This window comes from Streptomyces sp. CO7, from assembly GCF_053474865.1.
In genome coordinates this window covers 219,510-225,770 of the sequence record NZ_JBRIOU010000004.1, presented here as the reverse complement: position 1 = coordinate 225,770, position 6,261 = coordinate 219,510, and the positions used below count along the sequence as shown (strand labels likewise).

The following is a 6,261-nucleotide window of genomic DNA, read 5'->3' as shown; positions in this document are numbered from 1 at the left end:
CCACCCAGCCGTGGGGAACCCGGTCCTCGCCCGAGGCCATGGCGAGGGCCGTGTACGCGCAGACCGTCAGCACGATGCCGGGCAACGCGAGTCTCCGGGCCGGCAGCCGGTCGGCGACACGGCCGGACAGCTGCATCACGGTGCCGCTGCACAGGAACTGTGGCGCCATCAGCAGCCCGGTCGCGGTCCCGCTCAGTCCACGCTCCTGCTGCCAGTACAGCGGTACCGCCATCAGGAGCCCGAAGTAGGCCGCCGAGAACGGCACCATGGCCGCGACCGCCCGGCCGAACGCGGGCCGGGCGAGCAGCCGCAGGTCCAGCAGGGCGTGCCGGCCGGCCCGCAGCGCCCGGACCGCGAAGACGGCGACCATCGAGCCGCCCACGAGAACGGGGAGCAGCGTGCCGGGCGCCGCGAGCGTACCGGTCTCGCCGGCCACGGTCAGGCCGTAGAACAGGGCGGCCAGGCCGGGGGAGAGGGTGAGCAGGCCCGGCAGGTCCAGTGGGCGGCGCACCGGATCCCGGTCGCCGCCCGGGACGAGCCGGGCGCCCAGTACCAGGGTGAGGACGCCCACCGGCAGATTGACCAGGAAGATCCAGCGCCAGGACAGCACGTCGACGAGGACACCGCCGAGCACCGGCCCGGTCATCGGGCCGATCAGCACGGGGATGCTCAGGACGGCCATCGCCGTGCCCTTGCGCCCGGCGGGGACGGCGCGCAGCAGGACGGTCATGGCCACCGGGACGATCAGTCCGCCGCCCGCCCCCTGCAGCACCCGGAAGGCGATCAGCGCCCCGGCGTCCCCCGCGAGGCCGCACAGGCCCGAGCCGGCGGTGAACAGCGCGACGGAGGTCAGGAAGACGCGCCTGCTGCCCCACCGGCCGACCGCCCAACCGGTGACCGGGAGGACGGCGGCCAGCGCCAGGGCGTAACCGGTGACCACCCACTGGACGACGGTCAGCGGGCTCCCGAACGACGTCCCCAGACGGGGCAGGGCCACGTTCACGATGGTCAGGTCGAGGACGGTCATGAACGAACCCAGGACCAGGACACCGGCCATGGCCAGGACCTGCCGGGGGACGGCGGGCAGCGGGGCGGCGGCCCGGGCGGTCCCGGGCCGCCGCACGAGGGCGGCCATCGCGGTCAGTCCGCCCGGTACGGCACGGTCGCCCGCCCGGTGCGCAAGGCGCGTCCCCACCAGACGAGTTGGTCGAGCATCGCCTTGGCGGATCCTTCGGGGACGGTGGGGTCGTGCGGTGCGCCGTCCTCCCCGAACTGCTCCCAGGCCAGGTGGAAACTGACCGTGTCGCGCACCGTCGTCGCGTGCAACTCGGCGAACACCTGCCGCAGTTGCTCGACGGCGCGCAGCCCTCCGGCGAAGCCGCCGTAGGAGACGAAGCCGACCGGCTTGGCCTGCCACTCGTCGCGGTAGCGGTCGATCGCCAGCTTGAGGGGAGCCGGGAAGCTGTGGTTGTACTCCGGAGTGACGACGACGAACGCGTCGGCGGCGGCGAGGCGTTCGTCGAGGCCCTCGCCGCCGGGGTGGTCGGCGAGGTCGGCCGGATCGAGGACGAGGTCGTCACGTTGTGCGGCCAGCCGGAGGAACCAGTTCGTGACCACGGGGGCGAAGCGGCCCTCCCGGGTGGAGCCGGTCAGGACGAGGACCCGTAACGGGGCGGAGAGGTGAGAAGTCATGCCCAGAAAGTACAACGAGCGTTGTAGAAAATGCAACGGTCGTTGTATTTCTCTCGGCGGCCGATACCGTGTGCGCCAGGACGGCGAAAGGGCGGGCGTGGTGGGCGAGCGGCGGACCGGCAAGTGGCAGGCGATCGTGCAGGGCGCCGCCAGGGTGTTCGGGCGGGACGGCTACGCGCGCGCGAGCATCGACGTCATCGCGCAGGAGGCGGCGGTGTCCACCCGCACGATCTACAACCACTTCCCCGGCGGGAAGGCCGAGTTGTTCCGCACCGTCCTGCTGGAGGGCTGTGAGCGGGTGGTCCGGGCGCAGATCGACGCCATCGACCGCAGACTCCACAAGATCACCGATCTGGAGGCGGACCTGGCGGCGTTCGCCCACGCCTGGCAGGAGCCCAAGTCCCTCCCCTCCGAACACTTCGCCGTCGTCCGGCAGATGCAGGCCGAGGCGGGACGGCTGCCGGCCGAGTTCCTCGAGACCTGGCGTGCCGCCGGACCGGACCGCTCCCGTGCCGCGCTGGGCGAGCGGTTCCGTGAACTGGCCGACGAGGGGTGGTTCGAGGCCCCGGACCCCGGACAGGCCGCGATGCACTTCCTGCTGCTCACCGGCACCGAGATCAGCAGCCGGACGCACCTGGGCGCCGTTCCCATGCCGGAGGCCGAGCGCGAGGCGCTGGTCACCGCGGGGGTGCGGGCCTTCCTGTACGGCTACCTGCCGCGCGCCACCCGCCCGGAGCGGTGAGGCGCGCGGCAGGTAGCCGTCAGGTGACCCGGAGTTCCAGGACGCGGTCGTCGCCGTCGCGCGGCTCCCCGCGGGTGTCGGTGTTGGAGGTGACCAGCCACAACCGGTCCCCGCCCGCCGCGACCACCGTCCGCAGACGGCCGTACTTCTCCTCCAGGAAGGACTGCGGCTTCGCCGACGCCCTGGTGCCGTCCAGCGGGATCCGCCACAACCGCTCGCCCCGCAGCCCGGCCAGCCACAGCGAACCCTCGGCGTAGGCCAAGCCGCTGGGCGAGGCGTCCTCGGTGCGCCACTGGGCGAGCGGGTCGCGGAACTCCGGGCCGCCGCCCTTGCCCTCCTGCTCGGGCCAGCCGTAGTTGCCGCCCGGCACGATCTGGTTCACCTCGTCCCAGGTGTCCTGCCCGAACTCCGCCGCGAACAGGCGCTGCTTGCCGTCGAAGGCCAGGCCCTGCACGTTGCGGTGACCCCACGAGAAGACGGGGGAGTCCGGGAAGGGATTGCCCGGCGCGGGCTCGCCCTCCGGGGTCAGCCGGAGGATCTTGCCGCCGAGCGACTCCCGGTCCTGCGCCAGCGGCCGGTCGCCCGCCTCACCGGTGCCGACGTACAGCAGCTTGTCCGGCCCGAAGGCGATGCGTCCGCCGTTGTGCACGAAGGCCTTGGGGATGCCCCGGAACACCGTGTCCGGCTCGCCCAGTTGCTCTCCCGCCGGCCGGTCCGGGCGGTAGAGCATCCGCACGATCCGGTTGTCGGAGGCCGAGGTGAAGTAGGCGTAGAGGTAGTGGTCCGAGGAGAAGCCCGGGGACAGCGCCAGCCCGAGCAGCCCGCCCTCGCCCTCGGGGGACACCCCCGGCACCTCGCCGACCTCGCTCTTCCTGCCGTTCCTGGTGTCGATCCGGGTGATCGTCCCCTCGTCGCGGGAGGCGACCAGCAGCGCGTCGTCGCCGAGCGCCGCCACACCCCAGGGCGACTTCAGCCCGGTGGCGACCGTCCGCACCACCTCCACCGACCCCTTCGCCCCAGGCGTCCTCGGGCCCGGGCTCGCCGACGGCGAGGGAGCCGCCGCCGCGCTGCTCCCGGACGTGGGGGACGGCCCGTTCCCGCTCCCGTCACCGGAGGAGCAGCCGGCCGTCATCAGGAGCGCGGACGTGGCCAGGGCGGCGGCCGCGGCGGTTGGACGTCGCACGGGGAGGTCCCTTCGGTCGGGTCGGTCACGGCGGGGGCGTAGCGGTACCGCACGGGTTTCGGGCCCACCCTGTCCTACACCCGACGGCCGCCGAAAGTTCCCGCACCGCGCGCACCGCGCCGACCGCGCCGGGTCCTCCGCGCGGACCGCGCCGACCGCGCCGGGTCCTCCGCGCGGACCGCGCCGACCGCGTCGGATGCTCCGCGCCGACCGCGCGCGTTCAGTCCAGCGCCGCCGGCAGGTCCCGCAGCTCCGCGAGGTCCTCGGCGGTGAGCCGCAGCGCGGCCGCCGCCGCGTTCTGCCCGGCCCAGCGTTCCTGCTTGGTGCCCGGCACCGCCACCACGTGCGGCCCCTGCGCGAGCACCCACGCAAGGGCCACCTGCGCCGGGGTCACGTCCTGCCCGTGCCGCGCGGCGACCCGGCGCAGCCCGGCGACGATCGGCTGGTTGGCGGCCATCATCTCCGCGGTGAACCTCGGGTGGCGGGCCCGCGCGTCGTCCGGCTCGAAGCCCTCGCCCGGGGTGAGCGTGCCGGTGAGGTAGCCGCTGCCCAGCGGGGTCGCGGCCAGGAACGCGACCCCGTGCCCCGTGCACCAGGGCAGCAGGGTCTCCAGCGCCTCCCGCGACCAGACGGACAGCTCCGCCTCGACCGCGGTCACCGGGAACACCCGCTGCAGCCGGCTCAGCTGCTCCAGCGTCCCCCGGTGAGGTCTCGCCCCCGGCCGCCGACCGGAGCGGGCGCCGCCCACCGCGCACAGCCCGAGCGAGCGGACCTTGCCCTCGCGCACCAGCTCGGCCATGGCGCCCCAGGTCTCCTCGACCGGGACCTCGGGATCCGCGCGGTGCAGCTGGTACAGGTCGATCACGTCGGTCTGCAGCCGCCGCAGCGAGGCGTCGCAGGCCCGCTTCACGTAGCCGGGACGGCCGTTGGCGACCAGATGCCCCTCGCCGACCAGCAGCCCCACCTTGGTGGAGACGAACGCCTCGGAGCGGCGCTCCTTGAGCACGCGGCCCAGCAACAGCTCGTTGGTGAACGGCCCGTACATGTCGGCCGTGTCGAGGAGCATGGCTCCGCCGCCCAGGTCCAGGGCCCGGTGCACGGCGCGCAGCGACTCCCCGCCGCGCTGCCGAGAGGTGCTGTACGCCCAGCTCATCGGCATGCACCCCAGCCCGACGGCGCCGACCTCGAGCGTCGTCGAGCCCATCCTCCTGCGCTCCACCTGCCCGCGACCCTCCCTAGGCCTGCCCTGCCCGCCACCGCACGCGGGATCCCAACCTAACGTCTGCCGTCCGGCGTCACTCACCTAGCCTCGGGGCATGACTGCTGAAGTGTGGCTGCCCTACCGCGAGGACGAACTGGAAGGACTGCCGGAGGGCCTCGTCCCCCGGTTCTGGGACGGCCAGGACGCGTACCCGGCGGACCCCGCGGCCTGCGTCCTCTATGTCGTGCCGTACCTCAAGCCCGGTTCCGTGGCCGTCCGCCCGATGCCGGAGATGACCTCGCTCAAGGTGGTGCAGACGCTGTCGGCCGGCATCGACCACATCGAGGCGGGACTCGCCTCGCTGCCCGGCGGCGTCCAGGTCTGCAACGCCCGGGGCGTCCACGACGCCAGCACCGCGGAGCTCACCCTGGCCCTGATCCTCGCCCAGCTGCGCGGCATCCCCGACTTCGCGCGCGCCCAGGAGCGGGGGGAGTGGCTGAACGGTTTCCGGCCCGCGCTCGCCGACCGGACCGTGCTGATCGTCGGCTACGGGGCCATCGGCTCGGCGGTCGAGGACCGGCTCGTGCCCTTCGAACCCGCGCGGGTGGTGCGCGTCGCGCGCTCCGCCCGCGCCACGGTGCGCGGACCGGTGCATCCGCTCCCCGAGCTCCCGGGGCTCCTGCCGGAGGCGGACGTGGTGGTACTGCTCACCCCGCTCACCGGGGCCACGCGGGGCCTGGTGGACGCGAAGTTCCTGGCGGGGATGAAGGACGGGGCCCTGCTGGTGAACGTCTCGCGCGGTCCGGTGGTGGACACCGATGCCCTGCTCGCGGAGGTGCGGACCGGCCGGCTCCGGGCCGCCCTGGACGTCACGGACCCCGAGCCGCTGCCGCCCGGCCACCCCCTGTGGACCGCGCCCGGCGTCCTGATCAGCCCCCATGTCGGCGGCCCCACCAGTGCGTTCGCCCCGAGGGCCAAGAGGCTGCTGGTGGACCAGTTGTCACGGTTCGCCGACGGACGCCCCCTGCGCAATGTGATGCTGACGACCGGTCCCTGACGCATGGTTCGCTCCGCTTCGGGTACTCTCCGCTGTCCTGTGGATGCGGAACGTTCCGAACTTCCGTACGTCATCACGGAGAGTAGATGAAGTATGTCCCTGAGTGACGATGCTGGTGTATCGTCACTCGGGGGCTGCGCCGCGCACCGGGGCGCCGGAGAGGATCTGGACCGAACTGCGAGGGGGGCGACGGGCGATGTACGGCCGAGCGACCGGACCACGGACCCATCATGCCGCGGCCTGCCGCGCCGCGACCCGCAACTCGGCGCCGCAGGGCCGCCGTCGGCGACCCTCGTGCGCGACGGCGCACGCCCGGGCCTTCCGCCGCCGATCGAGTGCCGCCCGCCGCCCCGGCGCCTGCGGGGGGCCCCGGTGAGCTCCCCCTC

At 73.9% G+C, this 6,261-nt stretch carries 6 protein-coding genes; 2 read left to right on the top strand and 4 right to left on the bottom strand.

Features of this window, described 5'->3' with window-relative positions; translation table 11 throughout:
• Both ACOV8S_RS13740 and ACOV8S_RS13735 read right to left on the bottom strand, forming a co-directional pair.
• On the bottom strand, window positions 1-1,135 hold a 1,135-nt coding region (locus ACOV8S_RS13740), incomplete at its 3' end, for a DHA2 family efflux MFS transporter permease subunit (protein ID WP_448318100.1).
• A gap of 5 nt (window positions 1,136-1,140) precedes the next feature.
• Window positions 1,141-1,692: an NADPH-dependent FMN reductase gene (locus ACOV8S_RS13735; RefSeq protein WP_448318098.1), complete on the bottom strand. Its 552-nt coding sequence runs from the start codon at window positions 1,690-1,692 to the stop codon at window positions 1,141-1,143.
• On the opposite strand from ACOV8S_RS13735, the gene ACOV8S_RS13730 reads away from it, so the two are divergent.
• Complete coding sequence (locus ACOV8S_RS13730; RefSeq protein ID WP_448318097.1) at window positions 1,691-2,434, top strand: TetR/AcrR family transcriptional regulator; 744 nt, start codon at window positions 1,691-1,693, stop codon at window positions 2,432-2,434. The two genes, ACOV8S_RS13735 and ACOV8S_RS13730, sit on opposite strands and share 2 nt — an antisense overlap.
• 19 nt (window positions 2,435-2,453) lie before the next feature.
• Here the strand turns inward: ACOV8S_RS13730 and ACOV8S_RS13725 are convergent, their stop codons facing one another.
• The gene (locus tag ACOV8S_RS13725) at window positions 2,454-3,566 is read right to left on the bottom strand and encodes a PQQ-dependent sugar dehydrogenase (protein WP_448318852.1); all 1,113 of its coding nucleotides are present in this window, start codon (window positions 3,564-3,566) and stop codon (window positions 2,454-2,456) included.
• Window positions 3,567-3,837: 271 nt separating this feature from the next.
• On the bottom strand, window positions 3,838-4,836 hold the full coding sequence (locus ACOV8S_RS13720) for an aldo/keto reductase (RefSeq protein ID WP_448318096.1): 999 nt from the start codon (window positions 4,834-4,836) through the stop codon (window positions 3,838-3,840).
• A gap of 97 nt (window positions 4,837-4,933) precedes the next feature.
• Between ACOV8S_RS13720 and ACOV8S_RS13715 the strand changes: the two genes are divergently transcribed.
• On the top strand, window positions 4,934-5,875 hold the full coding sequence (locus ACOV8S_RS13715; RefSeq protein ID WP_448318095.1) for a 2-hydroxyacid dehydrogenase: 942 nt from the start codon (window positions 4,934-4,936) through the stop codon (window positions 5,873-5,875).
• Window positions 5,876-6,261 lie beyond the last annotated feature (386 nt).